This window comes from Methylobacterium sp. 285MFTsu5.1 (assembly GCF_000383455.1).
Taxonomy (GTDB): domain Bacteria; phylum Pseudomonadota; class Alphaproteobacteria; order Rhizobiales; family Beijerinckiaceae; genus Methylobacterium.
In genome coordinates this window covers 76,525-98,592 of sequence record NZ_KB911283.1, presented here as the reverse complement: position 1 = coordinate 98,592, position 22,068 = coordinate 76,525, and the positions used below count along the sequence as shown (strand labels likewise).

Below are 22,068 nucleotides of genomic sequence, written 5' to 3'. Positions count from 1 at the left end.
TGATCGGGTCGGCGAACGCGACCGCGCGGGCCTACCCGGACGGCGCCGGCGACGTCCTCGCCGCCTTCGCAGACCACCGCGCGCACGACCCGGACGCGATCGCGGTGACCGACGGGCAGGGCGCGCTCACCCGCCGCGCCCTCGACAGCGCGGCCTCCGCGCTGGCCCGTCGCCTCGCCCGCGCCGGGGCCGGTCCCGACACTCTGGTCGGCGTCGGGCTGGAGCGGTCCTGCGCGCTGCTCGTCGCCTGGCTCGCCGTTCTCAAGACGGGGGCCGCGATCCTGCCCCTCAACCCCGAGCTGCCGCGCCCGCGCCTCGTCGCGACCGCCCGAGAGGCGGCCCTGCGCCTCCTCGTCACCGAGTCCGGCCCGGCCGCGCGGATGCCCGGGCCGGCGGAGCTTCCGGACCTGCAGATCCTCACCCCGGATCTGGCAGAGGCGGCGGACGATCCCGCCCTGCCGGCCGCGGCGCCGCACCCGGACGCCCTGGCCTACCTCATCTACACGTCCGGCTCGACCGGCACGCCCAAGGGCTGCGCCAACACCCGCGCCGCCATCGCCAACCGCCTCGCCTGGATGCGGGCCCATTTCGCGGTCGGCCCCGCCGACGTGATCCTGCACAAGACCCCGGTCTCCTTCGACGTCGCCGTCTGGGAGATCCTCCTGCCCCTCGTCAGCGGCGCACGCCTCGTCATGGCGCCGCCGCAGGCCCACCGCGATCCGGACGCGCTGGCCGCCCTGATCCGGCGGGACGCGGTGACGATCGTGCACTTCGTGCCCGCCCTGCTGGAGGCGTTCCTGGCGTCCGGCCGGCTCGCCGCCTGCTCGAGCCTGTCCCGCATCGTGTGCAGCGGCGAGGCGCTCGCCCCCGACCTCGCGGCCGCCGTCCGCGCCCAGAGCCGGGCCGACCTGGCCAATCTCTACGGGCCGACGGAGGCGGCCATCGACGTCAGCGCCTGGACCTGCGGGCCCGAGCGGGACGCCCCGCGGGTGCCGATCGGGCACCCGATCGCCAACACGCAGCTCCACGTCCTCGACGACGCGCTGCACCCGGTGCCGGTGGGGGTGGTGGGCGAGCTCTACATCGGCGGCACCGGCCTCGCCCGCGGCTATCTCGGACGCCCCGGCCTGACCGCCGAGCGCTTCGTGCCCGACCCGTTCGGAAGGCCCGGCGCGCGCCTCTACCGCACCGGAGACCGCGCCGCACGCCGCCCCGACGGCGCCCTCGACTACCGCGGACGCGCCGACGAGCAGGTCAAGATCCGCGGCCAGCGCGTCGAGCCCGGCGAGGTCGCCGCCGCCCTGCGCGCGCAGCCCGGCATCGCCCAGGCCGCCGTCCTCGCCCGCCGCAAACCCGACGGCCCCGCGCGGCTCGTGGCCTACGCGGTGCCCGCGCCGGGCGCGCACCCCGACCCGCAGGAGCTGCGCCGCGCCCTGGCCCGCGACCTGCCCGAGGCCCTGGTGCCGGCCGCGATCGTCCTGCTCGACGCCCTGCCGCTCTCGACGAGCGGCAAGCTCGACGCCCGCGCCCTGCCCGAGCCCGACGCGGACGCGCCCGCCCCGGACGCCGACCCGCCGCGCACGGCGACCGAGCGGCGCCTCGCCGATCTCTGGGCCGCGGTGCTCGGCCTGCCCGGCCCCGACGCCGTCGCCCGCTCCGACACCTTCTTCGAGCGCGGCGGCGATTCCATCCTCGCCCTCCAGCTCGTCACGCGCGCCCGTCAGGCCGGCCTGACGCTCACCCCCCGCGACGTGTTCACCCATCAGAGCCTCGCCGCCCTCGCCGCGCACGCCGAGCGCCAGGGCGCACGCCCGGCGCTCCCCGCGCGCGACGCGGCGACCGATCCGGGCCTCGAGGCCGGCCCGGTGCCGCTGACCCCGATCCAGAGCTGGTTCCTGGCCGCGCCGATGCCGCGGCGCGCGCACTGGAACATGGCCGTGCTGCTCGTCCCGCGGGCGCGCCTCGCGGCGGACCGCGTCGCGGAGGCGCTCGCCGCGCTGTCCACCGCCCATCCGGCCCTGCGGCTGCGCTTCGCGCAGGCGGCCGACGGCGGCTGGCGGCAGACCTGCACCGCCGCCGACGCCGTCGCGGCCGCCGAGTCGCTGTGGCGCCGCGAGGCCCGGGACGCGGCCGCCCTGGCGGCGCTGGCCGAGGCCGCGCAGACGAGCCTCGACCTCGCCCGCGGACCGGTGCTGCGCGCCGTCCTGGTCGATCCGGCCCCGGACGGCGGGCAGCGCCTCCTCCTCGTGGCCCACCACCTCGTGGTCGACGCCGTCTCTTGGCGCATCCTGGTGGCGGATCTCGCCCTGGTCCTCGCGGGGCGGACCCTGCCGGCGCCCGCGACCTCCTTCCCCGCCTGGGCCCGGCACCTCGACACCCTGGCCCGGGATCCGGCCGAGGCCGACCGCCGCCGCGCCTGGGCCGAGGCCTGGGCGGCGCAGCTCGCGCCGCCCGCATGGGGCCTCGAACCTGCGCGGCCCGACGCCCCCAACGTCGAATCCGCCCAGACCGAGATCGCCGACAGCCTCGACGCCGACACCACCGACGCCTTCCTGCGCCGGGCCGGCCGGCCCTACCGCACGCGCCCCGACGAACTCCTGCTCGCGGCGCTCGCGGTGGCGGTGTCGCGCCGCTGCGGCGGGCGAGCCGTGCGCGTCGTGCTCGAGGGCCACGGTCGCGATGCCGACGCCCTGGCGGACAGCTTGGCGGACAGCTTGGCGGACGCGGCCGGCGAGGCGGCGCGCCACGACCTGAGCCGGACGGTGGGCTGGTTCACCACGCTGGTGCCGCTGCGGCTCGACCCCCTCGGCGGCGAGCCGGACCTGCCGCCGGACCTGCCGCCGGACGACGCCGCCCACGGCCTCGCCCTCGGTCCACTCCTCGGCCGCGCTCTCTGCCGGGTCAAGGAAGCCCGCCGCGCCCTGCCCCAGCCCGATCTCAGCCACGACCTCCTGCGCCACGGCCCCGTCGCGGACCTGCGCCACCGCATCGCCGCGGCACCCGAGCCCGGCATCCTCCTCAACTACCTCGGCCAGATCGACGCCGACCGCGCCGACCCCGACGCGCCCTTCGCCCTCGCCCCCGAGAGCGCGGGGCCCATGCGCGCCCCCCACAGCCCCGCGGGCGCCGAGCTCACCCTCACCGCCCTCGTGCGCGCCGGCCGCCTCCACCTCGCCTGGCGCTTCAGCCCCGACCGCCACGACGCCGCCGCCATCGCCGCCATCGCCCGCGACACCCGGCACACCCTCCAGGCCCTCGTCGCCCACTGCGCCGACCCGGGCACCCCGCGCCGGCCCACCCCCGCCGACCTGCCCCTCGCCCGCCTCGACCAACCCGGCCTCGACACACTCCTGGCCGACGCCCGCGCGGCCGGTACCCTCGACCCCGACAGCCTCGCCGACCTCTACCCGCTCACCCCCCTGCAGGAGGGCCTGCTCTTCCACGCCCGCCTCGCCCCCGGGGATGCGGCCTACCGCAACCAAGTCCGCCTCGACCTCGAACCCCTCGATCCCGACCGCTTCGCCCGCGCCGTCCGCGCCACCCTCGAGCGCCACGACGTCCTGCGCACCGCCATCCTCGACCCCGCCGGCGGCCCGCCCCTCCAGGCCGTCCTCGACCCCGTGCCCCTGCCCCTCGCACGCCTCGACTGGACCGGGGAGCCGTCGAGCCAGGATGCGCCGCACGAGGACGCCCCGGACGAGGATGCCCGCGCCGCGCGCCTCGCCGCCCGCCTCGCCGCCCTGGCCGACGAGGAGCGCGCCCGGCCCTTCGACCTCGCCCGGGCCCCGCTCCTGCGCCTCGTCCTGGTCCGCACCGGACCGGACCGCCACCACCTCGTACTCACCGTCCACCACCTGATCCTCGACGGATGGAGCACCGCACGCCTCGTCGCCGAGGTGCTCGCCCGCTACCGCGGAGAGGAGCCCGAGACCGTCACAGGACGCTTCGCCGACTACCTCGCCTGGCTCGCCCGCCAGCCGCGGGCCGCCGCCGAGCGCTTCTGGCAGGACGCCCTCGCCGGCCTCGACGCCCCCACCCGCCTCGCCGACACCTTCGACCCGCCCGGCACGACCGGCACGCCCGGCACGCCCGGCGCCCGAGACGGACAGCGCCCGCCCGGGCACGGCGAGGTCCGGCATCTTGGCGAAGTCCGGCATCACGGCGAGGTCCGGCACCGGGTGCCGCCGGCCGCCGCCGGGCGGCTGCTCGCCCGCGCCCGGGCCGCGCACCTCACCCTCAACACCTGCGTCCAGGCCGCCTGGGCCCGGCTCGTGGCCGCCCGCACCGGGCAGACGCGCGTCGCCTTCGGCACGACCGTGGCCGGGCGCCCGGCCGACCTGCCCGGGGCCGAGACCGTGCTCGGGCTGTTCATCAACACCCTGCCGGTGGTCGTGGACCTCGACCCGGCCCGGCCGCTCGGCGCGTGGCTGGCGGGCGTGCAGGAGGCCGGTCTCGGCCTGCGCGAGCACGGCCACCTGCCCCTGGCCGCCATCCAGCGCCTCGCCGGCCCCGCGGGCACGGGCACGGGCACGGGCACAGGGACGGGCGGCCTGTTCGACAGCCTCGTGGTGTTCGAGAACTACCCCGTCGACGCCGCCCTCGCCGCCGCGCGCCACGGACGGGACGGCGACGGAAACGGGGACGGCGACGCTGCCGACCCGCACGCCTTGCGCCTCGGCCCGGCCATCGTCGCCGAGACCACGCACTACCCCGTCACCCTGGTGGTCCACCCGGAGACCGGCCCCGACGGGACGCGGCTGGCCCTGCGCCTGAGCTACGCCGCCGACCGCCTCGCGCCCGCGGATGCCGAGGCGCTGCTCGCCGCCTTCGTGGCCCAGCTCGCCGCCCTGGCCGAGGCCGACCCGGCAACCCCGCTCGGGGCGCTGCCGCCGCCGCTGCCCGACAGCGACCGGGCGGTGATCGGGTCGGCGAACGCGACCGCCCGGGCTTACCCGGACGGCGCCGGCGACGTCCTCGCCGCCTTCGCAGACCATCTCGCGCAAGACCCGGACGCCCCGGCCGTCACAGACGCCCGGACCAGCCTGACCCGCGCCGGCCTCGACGCCCGCGCCACCGCCATCGCCCGACGCCTCGCCCGCGCCGGCGCCCGACCCGAGCGAGTCGTCGGACTCCTCCTCGAGCGCACCTGCGACCTGCCCGCCGCCTGGCTCGCCGTCCTCAGGACCGGCGCCGCCATCCTCCCCCTCAACCCCGAACTGCCCGCAGCCCGCCTCGCCGCCCTCGCCGCAGAGGCCGACCTCCTCCTCACCCAGCCCGAACTCGCCGATCGACACCCCGACCTCGCCGACGCCGCAGGGCGCTCACCCCTCGTCCTCGACGCCGATCCGGACGCCGATCCGGATACCGACGCGGACGAAGACAGCGCCCGGCCCGTTCGGCCCCGCACCCGCGCCCCCCACCCGGACGCGCTCGCCTACGTCCTGCACACCTCCGGCTCCACCGGCACCCCCAAGGCCTGCGCCAACACCCACGCCGCCCTCGCCAACCGCCTCGCCTGGATGGCCGACCACCTGCGCGTCGGTGCCCACGACACCATCCTGCACAAGACCGTTTTTCGCGTCAGGAGCTGCGCCGCGCCCTGGCCCGCGACCTGCCCGAGGCCCTGGTGCCGGCCGCGATCGTCCTGCTCGGCGCCCTGCCGCTCTCGACGAGCGGCAAGCTCGACGCCCGCGCCCTGCCCGAGCCCGACGCGGACGTGCCCGCCCGGGACGCCGACCCGCCGCGCACGGCGACCGAGCGGCGCCTCGCCGATCTCTGGGCCGCGGTGCTCGGCCTGCCCGGCCCCGACGCCGTCGCCCGCTCCGACACCTTCTTCGAGCGCGGCGGCGATTCCATCCTCGTGATGAAGCTCGTCGCCGCCGTCCAGGAGAGCCTGGGACCGCGCCTGCCGCTGCGCGCGGTCTTCGATCACCCGACTCTGGCGGATCTGGCCGCCCGGATCGACGCGGACGGCAGCACCGGCGGGGCCGGGGCGGCCGACCTCACCGACATGGAGAGCTGGCTCGACGCGATCGAGACGGCGGCAGGAGCGACGCGGACATGACCCTTCAGGCCACGCAGATCGCGCGACGCTTCGCCCGGCTCGCGCCGGAGCAGCGCCGGGCCTTCCTCGCCAAGCTCGCCGAGAACGGGATCGACTTCGCCACCCTGCCGATCGTCCCGGCGGACGGAGACAGGACGGCGCTGCCGCTCTCGGCGGCGCAGCGCGGCCTGTGGCTGACCTGGCAACGCGAGCCACTGAGCCCGGCCTACAACCTGACCGGCATCGTCGAGATCGCCGGGACCCTCGATCCGGCGCGGCTCCAGGCCGCCGTCGACGACCTCGTGCGGCGCCACGAGCCGCTGCGCACCACCTTCGGGCTGGATCCGCAGGGCGAGCCGTGCCAGCGCGTCCACCCGGCCGCCCCGGTCCCGATCCGGGTCCGCGAGGGGCTCGACGCCGCCGGCAGCGACGCCCTCGCGGAGACCCTGGCCCGCACGCCGTTCGATCTGGAGGCCGGCCCCCTGCTCCGCGTCGAGCTGCACCGCCTCGGGGACGGCACCGACCGGATCCTGCTCGGCCTGCACCACATCGCCGCCGACGGGCAGTCGATCCCCCTGCTGCTGCGCGACCTCGACGCCCTGTACGCGGCCCGGTCGCGGGAGGCGGGGGCCGACGGCCTGCCGCCGCTGCCCGTGCAGTACGCGGATTACGCCCTCTGGCAGCACGGCCGGCTCGAGGCCGGGGAGGCCGAGCGCCAAGCCGCGTACTGGCGCTCGGAACTGGGCGCGTCCCCGGCCGAGACGCCGCTGCCCCTCGACCGGCCCCGCCGCGCGGAGCGCGCCGCTTCGGGCGGGATCCACGCGTTCCGGATCCCGCCCGAAGTGAGCGAGGCCCTGCGGAGCCTCGCCCGCCGCGAGGGCGCGACGCCGTTCATGGCTGCCCTCGCGGGGTTCGCCCTGACGCTGGCCCGCTACGGCGACGGCGCGGACGTGCGCGTCGGCCTGCCGCTCGCCGACCGCGCGCGGCCCGAGACGCGCGGCATGGTCGGCCACCTGACGGGCATCGGGGTCCTGCGGGCGCGGGTCGACCCGCGCGACGGGTTCCGCGTCCATCTCCGACAGGTCCGCGATCGGCTGCTGGCCGCCCAGGCGCACGCCGACCTGCCGTTCGACCGGATCGTCGCGGCGTCGGCGACGGAGCGCCGGCCCGGGCTCCACCCGCTGTTCCAGGTCAAGGTCACCGAGCAGGCCGCGCCCCCGCCCGACGCCCGGTTCGCCGGCCGGCCGATGCGGCTGCGCGGGCTCGACGGGGGCGACGTCCACTTCGACCTCAGCCTCGATCTCGTCGATTCCGCCGAGGGCCTGTGCGGCCGCTTGGCCTTCGCCCGCGACCTGTTCGACCCCGAGACCGTCGCGGGCCTGGCCGAGGCCTTCGCGACGCTGCTCGCCGCGGCCGTCGCCGAACCCGACCGCCCGCTCTACGCGCTGGCGAGCCCCGCCCCGGCCGCGGCGACGGACCCGGCCGCGCTCGACGGGGTCGCGCCCGACGTGGTCGCGGCCTGGCGCGCCCGTGCGGCCGAGGCACCGGAGGCGCCCGCCCTGCGGCAGGGCCGGCGCTCCCACAGCCGGGCCGAGCTGGATGCCGCCTCGGACCGCCTCGCCGCGCGGCTGGCCGCGGACGGGGCGGGGCCGGAGACGCGGGTCGCCCTCCATCTCGGCCGCGGCCCCGAATGGGTGCTCGGCCTCCTGGCGATCCTCAAGACCGGCGCCGCCTACGTGCCGATCGATCCCGGTCTCCCGGCCGCCCGCCGGGCCGACCTCGTGGCCGAGTGCGGGGCCTGCCTCGTCCTGGGCGAGCCGGTTCCGGGCGACCGGCCCGACCGGCCGGTGATCGCGGCGCGCTTCGACCCGGCCGCGGACGCGGCGGCCCCGCCCTTCGCGGCCGCGCCGCCGCATCCCGACGCGGCGGCCTACATCCTCTACACCTCGGGTTCCACGGGCCGGCCCAAGGGGGTCGTCGTGACCCGCGGCGGCCTCGCGCAGTACGTGGCCGGAATGCTCGCGCGCGTCGGCCTGCCCGCCGGCGGCCGCGTCGCGATGGCCTCGACCGTGGCGGCCGACCTGGGCAACACCGTGCTGTTCGGCGCGCTGGCCGGCGGCTCGGAACTCGACCTCCTCGACCACGAGACCGCCCTCGACCCCGACCGCTTCGCCGCGGCGGTCGGTGGGGACGCGGCCGGGGACCGGAGGATCGACGCCCTGAAGATCGCGCCGAGCCACCTCGGCGCGCTGCTCCAGGCGGCCGACCCCGCCGCCGCGCTGCCAGAACGGCTCCTCATCCTCGGCGGCGAGGCGCTGCGCTGGCCCCTCGTCGACCGGATCGCCGCGCTGAAGCCCGGCTGCCGGGTGGTCAACCATTACGGGCCGACCGAGGCGACGGTCGGCGCGCTGTGCCAGGAGGTCCGCGCGGGGGCGGAACACCGGGGCGGTGCGCTCGGCCCGGAGGACGGGGCCGGACGCTGGGCCGGCGGCGCGCCCATCGGGACGCCGCTCCCGGGCGTCCGCGCGCGCGTGCTCGACGGATTCCTCGCACCGGTGCCGCCGGGCGCGACGGGGGAGCTCTACCTCGGCGGGCCGCAGGTCGCGCGGGGCTATCTCGACCGGCCGGGCCTCACCGCCGAGCGGTTCGTTCCGGACCCGCATGCCGGCCCCGGGGCGCGCCTCTATCGGACCGGCGACCGCGTCCGGCTTCTCCGCGACGGCAGCCTCGCCTTCGTGGGCCGGGCCGACGACCAGGTGAAGATCCGTGGCCACCGGGTCGAGCCTAGCGAGGCGGCCGCGGCCCTGCGCGACCTTCCGGGAATCCGCGACGCCGCCGTCATCGCGCTCGCCGAACCGGAGGCCGACGGGGCGGAGGGGCCGCGCCTCGCCGGCTACGTCGTGGCCGACCCGGACCTCGACCTCGCCGCGGTCGGCGCCCGGCTCGCCGAGCGCCTGCCGCCGGCCCTCGTGCCGACGAGCCTGACCCGGCTCGACGCGCTGCCGCTGACCCCCAACGGCAAGCTCGACCGGCGCGCCCTGGCGTCGCTGGAGGCGGCGCGCGGGACGGACGGGAAGGATCCGCCCCGGGACGGGACGGAGCGGGCGCTCGCCGCCCTCTGGGCCGACCTCCTCGGCCTGGATCCGTCCGCGATCGGCCGCCACGACGCCTTCGCCGACCTCGGCGGTGACTCGATCCTGAGCCTGAAGATGCTCGCGCGCATCCGCCGGCAGGGCGTCGCGGGGGGCAAGACCCTCACCCTCGCCCAGATCCTCGGCGCGAAGAGCCTCGCCGACCTCGCCGAACGCGTCGCGCCGGCGGCTCCGCGCGGGCCGGAGATCGTCCATCTCCGCCGCGAGGGCGGACGGATTCCGCTTTTCTGCGTCCCCGGCCTGATCGCCAACGCGACCGAGTTCGCCGCGCTGGCCGCGCGGCTCGGCCCGGAGCGGCCGGTCCACGGCTTCGTCAGCCACGTCTACACGGAGGCGCGCTGGCAGGGGTACGACGTGCCCGCGCTGAGCGGCGCCTACGCGGACTGCATCGCCGCGCACGCGCCGGGCGGCCGGTGCGCGCTGGTCGGCTGGTCGTCCGGCGGCGACCTCGCCTACGAGACCGCGCGCCGTCTCGACGGGCGCGTGCGCGTCGACTTCCTGGGCCTCGTGGACGTGTTCGAGTCGGTGCCCTTCGCGGCGCCGCGGGCTCTGGTCGCGGACGCGCGGGCGCTGGCCGCGCGGCGGCGCGCGGACTGGCTGGACGGCTCGCGGATGGCCGAGCAGTGGCGCGGGCTGATCGCCCGCATGGACGCGGACGAGCGGGAGGCGCTCGACGCCTACCTCATCGACAACCCGGAGCTGCCCGCGGACGGGCCCGACCTGACGGCGCGCGAGTTCGAGTTGTGGGCCCTCCTGGACAAGCGCGTGCGGGCCAAGCGCCACGCCTTCGCGCCGCTGGCGCGGCCCGTGCACGTCTTCCAGGCCGCGGATTCGCTGACGCGACCGGAGCGCCTGCGCGACTGGAGCGCGCTGGCGCCGGTCGCGGACCTGAGGATCATTCCCGGCGCGCGGCACCTGGACATCCTCCGGAGCACCGCGTTCCAGGACGCGTTCGCCGAGGCCCTCGACGCGGCCGAAGCCTGATCCGGGCGCGGGCCCTTCCGCGAGGGCCCGCGTCGATCCCGACAGGACGAGGGGCCGCGGCGGCGGCGGGGACCCGGAGCGCGCGGTGCGTCCGGTCCGCGGCGGGCGCAGGGATGCGTCGGATCAGGGACCGCGCGCCGATCCGGCCGGGGCCGACGCTGGCGGGGTCACGGCGGCCGTCCGACGCGGATGCCCGGGCGCGGTCCCGCCGCGTCCGGACCCGCCGCCCCGCGTGGGGGCGACCGCCGGCGAGAGGCTCACCACCGGTATGTGAGGGTCCCGAACACGTTGCGCGGCTCGCTGTACCGGCAGCCATTCACCGTGACGCAGGTGACGTAGGAATGGTCGAGGACGTTGCGGGCGTTGATCTGGGCGCGCCATCCCTTGAGGCTCGGGTCGGCGACGCCGAAATCGTAGAGCGCCACGAGGTCGAACAGGGTCGCCGCGCGCGAGTCGAAGGTCGCGCCCGAGATGTTCGAGCTGCCGACGTAGCGCACGCCGCCGCCGAGCCGCAGGCCCGGGATCCCGAATAGGCCCATGTCGTAGGTGCCGAACAGGCCAGCCTGGTTGTAGGGCACGAGGTCGAGGCGCTGGTTGAAGTTCGCCGCGACCGTGGTCCGCGTCTGCCGGGCATCGGTGTACGAGTAGGAGGCGACCGCCTCCAGCGGGCCGAAATTCGTCCGCGCCTCGGCCTCGAAGCCCTGCGAGCGGACCTGCCCGGCCTGCGTGCTGAAGACCGGGTTGACCGGGTCCGCCACCAGCGCGTTCGTCTGGTTGATCCGGTAGAACGCGGCGCTGAGCAGGGTGTCGGCGCCCGGGACCTCCCAGCGCAGGCCGCCCTCGTACTGCTCGCCGAGCGACGGCTGGAAGGGATTTCCGTTCCGGTCGGTGACCGCGAAGGTCTGGAAGGACTGGCTGTAGGAGACGTAGGGCGCCAGCCCGTAATCGCCGAGATAGAGCAGGCCGAGCCGCCCGCTGAAGGCGCTGTCGTTCTGATCGAGCTGCGCGCCGGTGCGGTAGGTGAGGACCTGCGTGCGCGCGAAGTCCTGGCGGCCGCCGGCCAGGAAGACGAAGCGGTCGAACCTGACCTGATCCTGGACGTAGATACCGACTTGGTCGAGCAGGCTCTTCGAGCCGGTGTTGATCGCGTAATTGATCCGCGGGTAGGTCAGGCCGTAGACCGGGGCGTAGACGTTCAGATTGCCGACGGTGCCGTTGGTGTAGCGCTCCGAGTTCAGGAAGCTGCGGTAGTAGTCGATGCCAGTCAGCAGCGTGTGCGCGGTCGGGCCGATGACGAACTTCGTCTCGAGCGAGGTGTCCGACGCCACGCCCGTCGCGTTCTCATTGCGCATGCTGACGCCGCGCGTCGCGACCTGCCGGTTCGCCAGTAGGGATGTCGGGGTCAGGTAGTCCCAGTCGACCCCCGACTGGTAGTAGCGCAGGGCGTGGCGCAGCCGGACCGAGTCCGAGAAGGCGTGATCGATCTGGTAGCCGATCGCGCCCGACCGGGAATCGTACCGGTCGAAGGCGGGCTCGCCGTAGAACCGGTCGATGGCGAAGCGGGGGAACCGGCCGTTGGGCAGCAGCGTGCCGACCGCCGAGAGCGGCGGCTGGAAGCGCGTGTGGATCTCCTGATAGTAGCCGAGCAGCGTGACGGAGGTCGCCGTCGACGGCCGCCACGTGATCGCGGGCGCGATGTAGCGCTTGTCGTCGGGCGTGTACGCGAGATAGCTGTCGCTGTTCCGGATCAGCCCGGTCAGCCGGTACGACCACGCGCCGTCGTCGGTGAGCGGTCCGGTGAAATCGCCCGACACTTCCTTGCGATTGTACTGGCCGAAGCTGACATTCATCTCGTTGAACGGCGTCTGGAGCGGATGCTTGCTGACGGCGTTGACGATGCCGCCGGGCGAGAGCTGGCCGTACAGGATCGACGCCGCGCCCTTGAGGACCTCCAGGCGCTCCAGCCCGTACGGCTCCTGCGTCCCGTCATAGACGCCCGATTGCAGCTTCAGACCGTCGCGCAGCAGCCCCGAATTGCCCGCCTCGACGGTGAAGCCGCGGATCGTGAAGCCGTCGGAGACCTTGGCGAAGCCGCCCACGGCTTGGCTGCTCAGGCCGGGCGTGTAGGCCAGGGCCTCGGCCAGCGTCGAGGCCCCCTCGTCGCGAATCTGACGGGCGCCCACGACGTTGATCGTCTGCGGCGTCTCGATGATCGGCGTGTCCGTCTTCGTGCCGGACGCGCTCGCCTTGGCGACGTAACCGTTGACCGGCCCGGTCGCCGTGTTGGGCGACAATCCTCCCTGTCCGACAACCTGGATCTCGTCGAGGGTGACAGCAGTCTGTCCGCCGCTCACCGGCTGCGCGGCCAATTCGTCGGCGGGCAACGAGATACCGACGGCCGCCGACAGCAGGAGCGGCCCCCAATACGGGAGGCGCTTCTGTGGTCGATCGGACGGAGCGGGAGCGAAATCGACGCACATGCAGGCAACTCTTGGGCGCTGCAGCCGCCGCGGTCGGATTCGGCTGCGAGACCTCCATCTGTGCGGCCGCCGCACAGGAACGCAATAGGTCAAGCCCGCCTGTGAGCCTATAACGGCAGTTCAGTTGCAGATCAGAGACAAAATCAACATGTAATAATTCTAATTTGCGAGATTTACCCGGACCGCCCCGTCGGGACGAGGCGCGTGAGATCGGAAGAAAAGAGTTGCGCGCAACCTCTCTACTGCGATGTGCTAGTCCTCGCAGGACAACCCGGCAGGGATGGCGGGATCGACGTGATCCGTGACGCGGGCGCGGGGGCCCGCCGAACGACGCCCGGCTCGGGGCCCGGCTCGAGGCCCGGATCGAGGCCCGGCTGGGCGCCCGCTCTCAGACGGCCCAGTCTGCCGCCAGCGCGGCGGCCGCGTACCGGGCGCGCGCCGCGGCGTCGCGCGGGAGCCCGGCGCGCTCGCACCACGCCGCGAAGATCTCCGGCTCGACCGGCACGCGCACGACCTCGACGCCGCTGCGCTGCACCTCCCGTTCCATCTGCTCCGTGGCGACGCGCCAGGTCTCGTAGTCGGGGGGCAGCTTGGCGCCGTCCGCGAGGCTGGTGCGCAGGGCTGGGTACTGCTCCGGGGTGTACCAGGGCAGTCCGACGCGGCGGGGGCGGTCCATCTGGGCTCTTCGAACGGTCACGCTGAACGACCGTCAACGGTCATGGGCGGCCTCTGGTTCGAACCCGCATCGCGATCAGGCCGCGGCCGCCTCGACCCTCACGGTCTCGGGCTTCCGCGTGCGGCTCGGCCGGCGCCGAGGTCCGGGATATCCAGATCGAGGAGCGCGGCGCCGAGGCCCTTGCCGTGCGCGTCGAGGGCGAGCGAGCGGGTGACGCCGCCGCCGAGCGCCCCCGTGAGCACGAAGTTCAGCGCCCCGAGCTTCGGCAGCGCGTAGCGGGTCACGTCGCCGGTCACGATCCCGCGGAAATGCGCCCACACCCGCTCGGCCGTGACGTGCGCCGCGAGGTGCTCGTAATCCGCCGCGTCGTAGGCGATCAGCGCGATGTTCGACGTGTTGCCCTTGTCGCCCGTGCGGGCATGGGCGAGCGCGCGCAGCTTCATCCTCGGGTCTCCCGGCTCTCAGGCTTCAACGACGTGCACGCGCGGCCGGGCGAGGGCGGCCGGGACGAGGACCGACTGCACCGCCACCACCTCGCGGGCCGATTTCCAGGCGCCGCCGCCGCCGGCCGGGCCGTTGGTGTAGAGCGTCTCGACCTCGTTGCCGATCCGCACGGCCTCGGCGTGGGTATCGGTCCGCCCGGCGACCCGCAGGCGGACCTCGTAGGGCTCCCGCCCGCCCGACAGCGCCGCGCCGTGGAGCGCGTCGACGCCGATCAGGTCGCAGCGCAGCTCGGTCGTCGCCACGCCGGTGAGGGCGAGGCGCTCGCGCACCACCGACAGGGCGAGCCGGCCGCGGGCCAGGGCGCCGGGCCCGGCGTAGGAGATCTGCCCCTCGCCGATATAGGAATCCACGTACCCGACCGAGACCTTCAGGAGGCCCGTCGCCGGCGCGCCCGTCGCGCCGCGCACCCGGACGCGGTCGGGGCCGACCTGCTCCATCTCGACCTCGGAGAAGTCGCCGACCACATCCGGCTGGATGTAGCGCGCCGGGTCGTGCACCTCGTAGAGCAGCTGCTCCTTGCAGGTGGCGAGGCTGATCCGGCCGCCCGAGCCCGCGACCTTCGTGATCTCGACCGTGCCGTCCTCGGCCACGATCCCGATGGGGAAGCCGAGGCGCGCGAGGTCCGGTACGTCCTTGCAGCCCGGATCGGCGAAGTAGCCGCCGGTGATCTGGCCGGCGCATTCGAGGAGGTGGCCCGCGAGGGTGCCGCGGCCCAGGCGCTCCCAGTCGTTCATCGCCCAGCCGAAGGCGTGCACCAGGGGGGCCAGGAACAGGGCCGGGTCGCCGACGCGGCCGGTGATGACCACGTCGGCGCCGTCCGCGAGGGCGGCCACGATCGGCGCCGCGCCGAGATAGGCGTTCGCCGAGACGACGCGGTTGCCGAGGCCGGCGACCGGCTCGCCGCTCTCCTCCAGGACGAAGTCGCCCGCCCGCACCGCGTCGAGCAGGTCGTCGCCGGTCACCGCGGCGATCCGCAGGCCGGCGAGGCCCATCTCCCGCGCGAGCGCCCCGGCCTTCCGGGCGGCGGCGACCGGGTTGGCGGCGCCCATGTTGGTGACGATGCGGATGCCGCGGGCCCGGCACGGCCCGAGCACGGCCCGCAGGCGCGCCTCCAGCAGCGGATCGTAGCCGCCCTCGGGGTCGCGCAGCTTCGCCTGCTGCGCCAGCGCGATGGTGCGCTCGGCGAGGCACTCGAACACGAGGTAGTCGAGGTCGCCGCGCTCGGCGAGTTCGACGGCGGGCTCGATGCGGTCTCCGGCATAGCCGGCGCCGGCGCCGAGGCGGACGGTTCTCATGGCGCGCTCTCCGCTGTCAGAGGGGTTCAAATGGGGAAGACGCCGAAGACGACGCAGGCGAGGGTCATCACCACCGAGGCCGCCAGCAGGAACGGGAAGGTGAATCTCTGGTGGTCGGCGAGGTCGATCCCGGTCAGGCCGCAGACCAGGAAGGTCGCGGGCGTCAGCGGGCTGACGGGGAAGCCCGTCGTCATCTGGCCGAGCAGCGCCCCCTGGGCGACCTGGACCGGCGGGACGCCGAGCTGGTGGGCCACCTCCGCCACCACCGGCAGGACGCCGAAGTAGAACGAGTCCGGGTCGAACAGCATCGACAGGGGCATCGACACGAGGCCGAGCCCGAACGGGATGTGGCGCCCCATCTCGGGAGGCACGAAGGTGACGGCCGTCTGGGCCATGGCCCTGAGCATGCCGGTGCCCTGCATGATCCCGGTGAACACGCCGGCGGCGAGGAGGATCGAGGCCATCAGGATCGCGGCCCTGGCGTGCGCGTCGACGCGCTGCCGCTGGGCGTCGACCTGCGGGTAGTTGATGACCAGCGCGAGCGCCGTGCCGAGCATGAACATCAGCGCCGGCGGCACCTTCTCGGCCAGGAACACCATCGTCCCGAGGACCGCGGCCGTGAGGACGATGTTGATCCAGAAGCGGTCGGGCCGGCGCAGGGCCCGCTCCGCGTCGCTGAGGGTCCGGGCGGTCGTGGCCGGGCCGGGCGCGGCCCCCGCGGACCCCGTCGCCCCGGGGACGAGGGCCAGACGGCGCTCCTCCCGCAGGCCGAGCCAGTACGAGGCGGCGAAGATGAAGACGAGCCCGACCGCCTGTACCGGCACGAGGGGCGAGAAGATCTCGGGGATCGGCAGCTTGAGGGCCGCGGAGGCGCGGATCATCGGCCCGGTCCAGGGCAGGAAATTCACCCCCGCCGCCATCGAGGCGGCGCAGGCCAGGACGCGCCGGTCGATGCCGACGCGGTCGTAGAGCGGCAGCATCGCCGGGATGGTGATCAGGAACGTCACCGCGCCCGACCCGTCGAGGTGGATCAGCAGCGCCAGCAGGGTGGTGCCGGGCACGATCCGGGTGGGGCGGGTGCCGACCCGGGCGAGGATCCGGTCGATGATCGGGTCGAGCATCCCGGCATCGCTGACGATGCCGAAGAACAGGATCGCGAACACGAACATGCCGACGACGCCCGCGAGGCTCTGCAGGCCGGCGAGGACGAACTTGCCGGTGTCGAATCCGAACCCGCCGATCAGGGCGGCCGCGACCGGGATGACGATCAGCGCCACGAGGGGCGACATCCACTTGGTCAGGATGGCGGCGAGCAGCAGCGCGATCGTGCACAGGCCGAGCAGGGCCAGCATCCGTTCCTCCCGTTGGCGCCGGCGTGGTTCGGATCCGCGCCTGTATCGGGTCAGGAAACGGCGGACGGCTTCATGATACAATTGAAAAGATCGGATCGCAGCGATAGCCTGAGATTATGGATCTCAGCCTGCGGCAAGTCCGGGCCTTCGTGTCCGTCGTCCAGGTCGGCAGCTTCACCCGCGCGGCCGCCCTGCTGAACCTGTCGCAGCCCGCCCTGACGGTTCAGGTCCAGCGCCTGGAGGAGATGCTCGACGGGCGGCTCCTCGACCGGACCAGCCGCACCGTCGCGCCGACGCGGCTCGGCCGCGAGCTGCTGCCCGTGTTCGAGCGGGTGCTGCGCGACCTCGACGCCGTGGTGGTCGACACCCGCGACCTCGCGGCACGGCGCCACGGGGTCGTGCGCGTCGCGACGCTGCCGTCCTTCGCGGCGAGCGTGCTGTCCGACGCGATCGTCCGCTTCCGCGCCGAGCACCCCGCCGTGACGTTTCGGATCAAGGACGTCATCGCGCAGCGGGTGCTCGACCTCGTGCGCGACGAGGAGGCGGATCTCGGCATCGTCGGCGGCGACGTCCGCGATCCGGAGATCGGCGTCCTGCACCGGACGCGCGACGCCCTGCACGTGATCTATCCCGCCGATCACCCGATCGGCGCGCTGCCCCGGGTCACGATCGCGGCGCTCGCCGAGCACCCCCTGATCCTGATGGACCCGGCCACGAGCGTGCGGGCGGTGGTCGACCGCGCCTTCGTCGGCTCGGGCCGCCTGCCCCGCGTGGCCTGCGAGGCCACCTACATGATGACCGCTGTCAGCATGGTCCGGGCCGGCCTCGGCCTGACGATCCTCCCGGGCGCGGCGCGGGAGATCCGGGCCGAGCCCCTGCTCCGTTCGCGGCCGATCGACGACCCGCTGTTCGAGCGTCCGGTCTGCCTGATCAAGAAGGCCGGGCGGACGATGCCGCCTGCGGCCGAGGCGTTCTGCCGGTTGGTGGCGGACCGGCTCGCGGATCCGGGCGGGACGGCCGCCGGCGCCGCGCCGGGCCCCTGACCGGTCGGCCAGCTCCTCAGGCCCGGTGCCGCACGACGCCGTCCATCATGGTCAGGGCGACCTTGGTCCGGTGGATCTCGTGCGGATCGATCGTCAGGATGTTGCGGTCGAGGACGATCAGGTCGGCGCGCTTGCCCACCTCCACCGACCCGATCCTGTCGTCCATGCGGAGCTGGTAGGCGGCGCCCATCGTGTTGGCGTGGATCGCCTCCGCGACCGTCAGGCGCTCGTCGGCGGGGCTCAGCACGGGCGCGTCCGGCCGGCCGACCAGCTGCCGCGTCACGCCGACCTGGATCGACGTGAGGGGCTCGTAGGTCGAGACGTAGCCGGCCGCCGGCCAGTCCGTGCCGAAGGAGACCCGCCCGCCCTGCTTCAGGATCGTCCTGGTCCGGTACATCCGGCTGGCGCGACGCGCGCCGTAGCGCGCCATCATGTTCTGCAGCGTGTCGGGATCGGCCGAAGACCAGTTGGCCGAGAACTGCGCGGTCACGCCGAGCCGGGCGAAGCGGGGCGCGTCGCTGTCCTCGACATAGACCAAGTGGGCGATGGCGTGCCGCCGGTCGCGGGCCGGGTTGTTCGCCACGGCCTTCTCGATGGCGTCGAGGGCGACGCGGGCGGTCCGCTCGCCGCAGGCGTGGACGTGGACGTCGAAGCCCGCCGCGTCGACCGCGCCGACGAGGTCGTGCCACTGCGCCTCGGTGAAGGGCGACCCTCCGGTCGAGTCGGGCATGTCGGCGTAGGGCTCGATCAGCCACGCCGTGTAGCCGCCCTGCGAGCCGTCGCCGACGATCTTCACGATGTCGACGTGCACGAGCTCGCCGGAGACCTGCCGACGCACGGCGTTGAACTGCTCGACCGTGTCGTCGATCGGCAGCGACTTCACCGAGTAGGAGGCGGAGACGCGGAACGGCAGCGTGCCGCGCTTCTCGGCCTCCACGTAGAGCGCGATGATGGCGGCCTGATCGCTGCCGACGGGCGGGACGCCCGCGTCGAAGACCGTGGTGATGCCGGCGGCCGCGGCCTTGGGCAGCCAGCCCTCCAGCAGGCTGCCCATGGCGGCGACGCTGATGGGTTCCACGGCGTTGACCAGCCCGAGGACCGCGTTGACCTCGAGCACGTAGCCGGTGGGGTCGCCCTTCTGGTCGCGCGCGTAGTAGCTGAAGCGCGGGATCGGGTCGGGCGTGTCCCGGTCGACGCCGGCCATCGCCAGCGCCTTGGAATTGGCCCACAGGCTGTGCCCGTCGATGGCGAAGAAGAAGGCCGGCCGGTCCGGCAGGATGGCGTCGAGTTCGGCCCGGTTGGGGCCCTCCGGGGGAAACATGTCGACGCGCCACCCGAAGCCGCGGATCGGCCCGGTCGGATGCGCCTTCGCGTAGGACTCGATGGCCGCGAGGACCTGGGCGAGGTTCTCGCGCTGCAGGTCGACCCCGGACGTCAGGAACGCGCCGAGGAAGGGGTGGGTGTGGCCCTCGACGAAGCCGGGCATCAGCAGCCGGCCCTGGAGATCCACCACCTGCGTGGCCGGGCCGGCCAGCGCCAGCGCGCCGGCCGCGTCACCGACATGGACGATGGTGTTGCCGCGCACCGCGACCGCCTCGGCCCAGGGGGCCGGCCCCGCCACCGTGTAGACGGGGCCGTTGTGGAACACGACGTCGGCGGGCCCCGCGGCGGCCGCGCGGCCGCTCCCCGGTTCGGCGCGGGCGCCCGTCGGGACGAGGTCCAGCGCGAGCGCCGTCGCGGTGATGGCCGCGCCCGACCGCAGCACCGCGCGCCGATTGACGGCGCGCCCGCCCCCGAAGGCCTGGAAATGGGGCGCCCAGTCACACGCGACGCACATGCGAGGCTCCCTGTTCCCGGATCCGCTCCCGACGGGACCCGATCCCGCTCTTGTAAATACTTAGCTAATATTTATTAGCGATCGACTAAGATCTGACCGGATAGATTTCGCCCGATGATCGCGCGATCGGATCGGACTGACCGGGCCGGCAGCCGAACCGGTCCGCCAAGCGATCGCTCCGAGCGCAGTCGGGACTCTATCGGCCAGTCGGATTACGGTGGATAGTGGAGCCATCCGGCTCACGACTGGACGAAGGCGGTTTCGGGAGGCGACGGATACTGCCAAGCTGTTTCACGCGCGCTCGACGACGGGAGGTACGATGACCCGAACCCTCTTCCGCTCCGCGGGCCTGGCCCTGCTGAGCCTGGCCGTCCCGGCCACCCTCGCGGCCCAGGGCCTGGCGCCCGACCAGACCGGGACGGGCGGCGGCCCGGCCACGACGATCACGGCGCCGAACACCAACAGCCTCGGCGTGACCAAACCCCCCGGCACGTCCCTCGGCCCGGGCGAGGTGCCGCCGCGCGCCGTGCAGGAGCACGAGCGCGCCCGGCTCAACAAGATCGAGCGCAGCATCTGCGACGGCTGCAACTGAGCGCGGGCGTGGCGGCCCGATCCCCGGGCCGACCGGCGCGCCGAGGCCCCACGCGGGCGGCGGTCCCGGTCGTTGTGCACCGTTCCGGATTATAGATCCGGGAGACAGACGCTCCGGCGGGGCAGCCTCGCCATGCCCCCTCTGCCGTGCGGGAGAGCGGCCCGCACCGCGGACGGCACGGGCTCGGCGATCGCCCCGTCGCGCCTCGATCGGGCGCAGCTCTAGGCGGCCCGGACCTCGTCCAGGAAGCTGCGGACGGCCCGGCTGAGCCCGTCGGACCGGACCGCGAGGGTGCGCGCGGCGTCAAGAACCTGCGTCGCGGCCGATCCGGTCTCGCCGGCCCCCTCGCGCACCGATCCGATATGGCCCGTGACCTGCCGGGTCCCGTGCGCGGCCGCCTGGACGTTCCGCGCGATCTCGCGCGTGGCCGCGCCCTGCTCCTCGATCGCCGAGGCGATGTGGGTGGCGATGCCCGACATGTCGTCGATCGTGCGGCTCACGCCGTGGACCGCCTCCACCGCGCCCCGCGTGGCGGACTGGATCGCGCCGATCCGGGCGGAGATCTCCTGGGTCGCCCGGGCCGTCTGCTCGGCCAGCGTCTTGACCTCGGCGGCCACCACCGCGAAGCCGCGGCCGGCCTCGCCGGCGCGCGCCGCCTCGATGGTGGCGTTGAGGGCGAGGAGGTTGGTCTGGCTCGCCACGCCCGAGATCAGGCCGGCGGCCGCGCCGATCCGGTTGGCGCTGTCGGACAGCTCCCGGATGATGGTGCCGGTCTCCTGCGCGCGGGCGATGGCCGAGGCGGCGATCTCCACCGAATGGGTCACCTGCCCGCTGATCTCCTGCACGGAGGCCGCCATCTCCTCGGTCGCGCTCGCGACCTGCTGGACGTTACCGGAGGTCTGCTCGGCGGCGACCGAGACGCTCGCCGCGAGGGTGTTGGTCTGCGCGGCGATCTCGGTCATCGAGGCGGCGGTCGCCTCCATCTCGGTGGCGGCGGCGGTCAGCTCGTCCGTGAGCGCCCCGGCCTCCCGCTCGAAACCGCGGGTGATGCGGTCGAGCAGCTCGGCGCGGCGCATCTTGGCGGCGTCGGCCTCGGCCTGAAGGGCGGCCAGCCGCCGCGCCTCGATCCCCGAATCCTTGAAGACCTGCACGGCGTCGGCGATCTGGCCGATCTCGTTCCGCTCCCCCTGGTGCGGGATCGCGACCGCGAGGTCCCCGGCCGCCAGCCGCCGCATCGGTTCCAGCACGGCGCGGACACTGGCGGCGATGCTCCGCACGATCAGCGCGCCGAGCGCGGTCGCGAGCACGAGGGCGATGGCGCCGATCGCCAGCATGAGCCGCTTCGCGCCGGAGGCGGCGGCCGCTCCCTGGGCGATCGCCGTCTCGCCGCTGGCGTTGTTGAGCGCCACGATCTCCTCGAGCGCCTGGGAGGCCGCCTTGATGTGGGGGCGGACGCCGACCAAGCTCTCGCGCAGCGCCAGATCCTTGCGGCCCGTCCGCGAGTATTCCAGCACGGCCGGGATCGCCGCGAGGTAGCTCTTCCATTCCCGGTCGAACACGTCGAAGAGCGCGCGCTCCTTCGGACCGTCGATCAGCGGCGCGTAGTTGCGCATCGCGGCGGCCACCGCCTCCGTCTTCTTCGCCAGGGCCGCCTCCTCGGCCCGCATGTGGGCGGCCTCGGGATAGAGGATGTGGTTCACGACGCTGACGCGCACGTCGATCACGTTGCCGCGCAGCTCGCCGGCGTAGCGCACGCTGGGCAGCGTGCCGTTGCCGAGGCGGATCTGGTCCTCGGCGAGATCGCCGACGGCGTGCAGGCCCACGCCGCCGACGAGGAGCAGACAGACGATGAGCAGCGCGAGTGCTCCGACCAGCCGGTGCTGGATCGAAAGTTTCGCGAACCAAGCTTTCATTGTCCGAGCGCAGCTCCAGAGCGGGGCCACCAAGATGGAAGCGCGACGATAAGATTCCGTTACGGGATCTGTTGCTGATGCTCTCACAAACAGATCGCCCAAATCAATTTTCAGTTGAACTCTTCGCGCCCATCATTTTGTCTGTCCGCGCATCGTCACTGCTGAACGAGATCTGACGCAGAGCGCGCGGCTATCCT

The 22,068-nt window shown here is 74.4% G+C and carries 12 protein-coding genes; 5 read left to right on the top strand and 7 right to left on the bottom strand.

The genetic code is table 11. The features are described from left to right. The 3 genes from H288_RS33535 to H288_RS32530 all read left to right on the top strand — a co-directional run. The coding region (locus H288_RS33535) for a non-ribosomal peptide synthetase (protein WP_199778772.1) at positions 1–5,864 on the top strand (5,864 nt) is incomplete at its 5' end. Then, positions 5,786–6,064: a phosphopantetheine-binding protein gene (locus H288_RS35130; RefSeq protein ID WP_020094337.1), complete on the top strand. Its 279-nt coding sequence runs from the start codon at positions 5,786–5,788 to the stop codon at positions 6,062–6,064. The genes H288_RS33535 and H288_RS35130, both read left to right, overlap by 79 nt. Then, on the top strand, positions 6,061–10,179 hold the full coding sequence (locus H288_RS32530; RefSeq protein ID WP_020094336.1) for a non-ribosomal peptide synthetase: 4,119 nt from the start codon (positions 6,061–6,063) through the stop codon (positions 10,177–10,179). The genes H288_RS35130 and H288_RS32530 overlap by 4 nt, the downstream gene beginning before the upstream one ends. A gap of 257 nt (positions 10,180–10,436) precedes the next feature. Here the strand turns inward: H288_RS32530 and H288_RS0119910 are convergent, their stop codons facing one another. From H288_RS0119910 to H288_RS0119890, 5 genes are all read right to left on the bottom strand, one after another. Beyond that, positions 10,437–12,473, bottom strand: a complete 2,037-nt coding sequence (locus H288_RS0119910) for a TonB-dependent siderophore receptor (protein ID WP_020094335.1) — start codon at positions 12,471–12,473, stop codon at positions 10,437–10,439. A gap of 574 nt (positions 12,474–13,047) precedes the next feature. After that, on the bottom strand, positions 13,048–13,335 hold the full coding sequence (locus H288_RS0119905) for a hypothetical protein (protein ID WP_020094334.1): 288 nt from the start codon (positions 13,333–13,335) through the stop codon (positions 13,048–13,050). 98 nt (positions 13,336–13,433) lie between these two features. Next, positions 13,434–13,778 carry a hypothetical protein gene (locus H288_RS0119900; RefSeq protein WP_020094333.1) on the bottom strand — a complete coding sequence of 115 codons (345 nt, stop codon included), beginning with the start codon at positions 13,776–13,778 and terminating at the stop codon, positions 13,434–13,436. 18 nt (positions 13,779–13,796) lie between these two features. Next, positions 13,797–15,134, bottom strand: coding sequence for an acyclic terpene utilization AtuA family protein (locus H288_RS0119895; protein WP_020094332.1), 1,338 nt, complete (start codon positions 15,132–15,134; stop codon positions 13,797–13,799). Positions 15,135–15,160: 26 nt separating this feature from the next. Continuing rightward, positions 15,161–16,486 carry a citrate:proton symporter gene (locus H288_RS0119890; protein WP_020094331.1) on the bottom strand — a complete coding sequence of 442 codons (1,326 nt, stop codon included), beginning with the start codon at positions 16,484–16,486 and terminating at the stop codon, positions 15,161–15,163. Between the two features lie 116 nt (positions 16,487–16,602). On the opposite strand from H288_RS0119890, the gene H288_RS0119885 reads away from it, so the two are divergent. Continuing rightward, positions 16,603–17,529 carry a LysR family transcriptional regulator gene (locus tag H288_RS0119885; protein ID WP_020094330.1) on the top strand — a complete coding sequence of 309 codons (927 nt, stop codon included), beginning with the start codon at positions 16,603–16,605 and terminating at the stop codon, positions 17,527–17,529. 16 nt (positions 17,530–17,545) lie between these two features. Here H288_RS0119885 and H288_RS0119880 read toward each other — a convergent pair whose 3' ends face one another. Continuing rightward, complete coding sequence (locus H288_RS0119880; RefSeq protein ID WP_020094329.1) at positions 17,546–19,366, bottom strand: amidohydrolase; 1,821 nt, start codon at positions 19,364–19,366, stop codon at positions 17,546–17,548. A gap of 319 nt (positions 19,367–19,685) precedes the next feature. Between H288_RS0119880 and H288_RS0119875 the strand changes: the two genes are divergently transcribed. Continuing rightward, on the top strand, positions 19,686–19,958 hold the full coding sequence (locus tag H288_RS0119875) for a hypothetical protein (RefSeq protein ID WP_020094328.1): 273 nt from the start codon (positions 19,686–19,688) through the stop codon (positions 19,956–19,958). 221 nt (positions 19,959–20,179) lie between these two features. Here the strand turns inward: H288_RS0119875 and H288_RS0119870 are convergent, their stop codons facing one another. Continuing rightward, positions 20,180–21,871, bottom strand: a complete 1,692-nt coding sequence (locus tag H288_RS0119870; RefSeq protein ID WP_020094327.1) for a methyl-accepting chemotaxis protein — start codon at positions 21,869–21,871, stop codon at positions 20,180–20,182. Between the last annotated feature and the right edge of the window lie 197 nt (positions 21,872–22,068).

Bases quoted from the DNA above. Each gene is read 5' to 3' on its own strand.
- H288_RS32530 (WP_020094336.1), top strand. From the start codon at position 6,061: ATGACCCTTCAGGCCACGCAGATCGCGCGACGCTTCGCCCGGCTCGCG.
- H288_RS0119905 (WP_020094334.1), bottom strand. From the start codon at position 13,335: ATGGACCGCCCCCGCCGCGTCGGACTGCCCTGGTACACCCCGGAGCAG.
- H288_RS0119900 (WP_020094333.1), bottom strand. From the start codon at position 13,778: ATGAAGCTGCGCGCGCTCGCCCATGCCCGCACGGGCGACAAGGGCAAC.
- H288_RS0119895 (WP_020094332.1), bottom strand. From the start codon at position 15,134: ATGAGAACCGTCCGCCTCGGCGCCGGCGCCGGCTATGCCGGAGACCGC.
- H288_RS0119890 (WP_020094331.1), bottom strand. From the start codon at position 16,486: ATGCTGGCCCTGCTCGGCCTGTGCACGATCGCGCTGCTGCTCGCCGCC.
- H288_RS0119885 (WP_020094330.1), top strand. From the start codon at position 16,603: ATGGATCTCAGCCTGCGGCAAGTCCGGGCCTTCGTGTCCGTCGTCCAG.
- H288_RS0119880 (WP_020094329.1), bottom strand. From the start codon at position 19,366: ATGTGCGTCGCGTGTGACTGGGCGCCCCATTTCCAGGCCTTCGGGGGC.
- H288_RS0119875 (WP_020094328.1), top strand. From the start codon at position 19,686: ATGACCCGAACCCTCTTCCGCTCCGCGGGCCTGGCCCTGCTGAGCCTG.
- H288_RS0119870 (WP_020094327.1), bottom strand. From the start codon at position 21,871: ATGAAAGCTTGGTTCGCGAAACTTTCGATCCAGCACCGGCTGGTCGGA.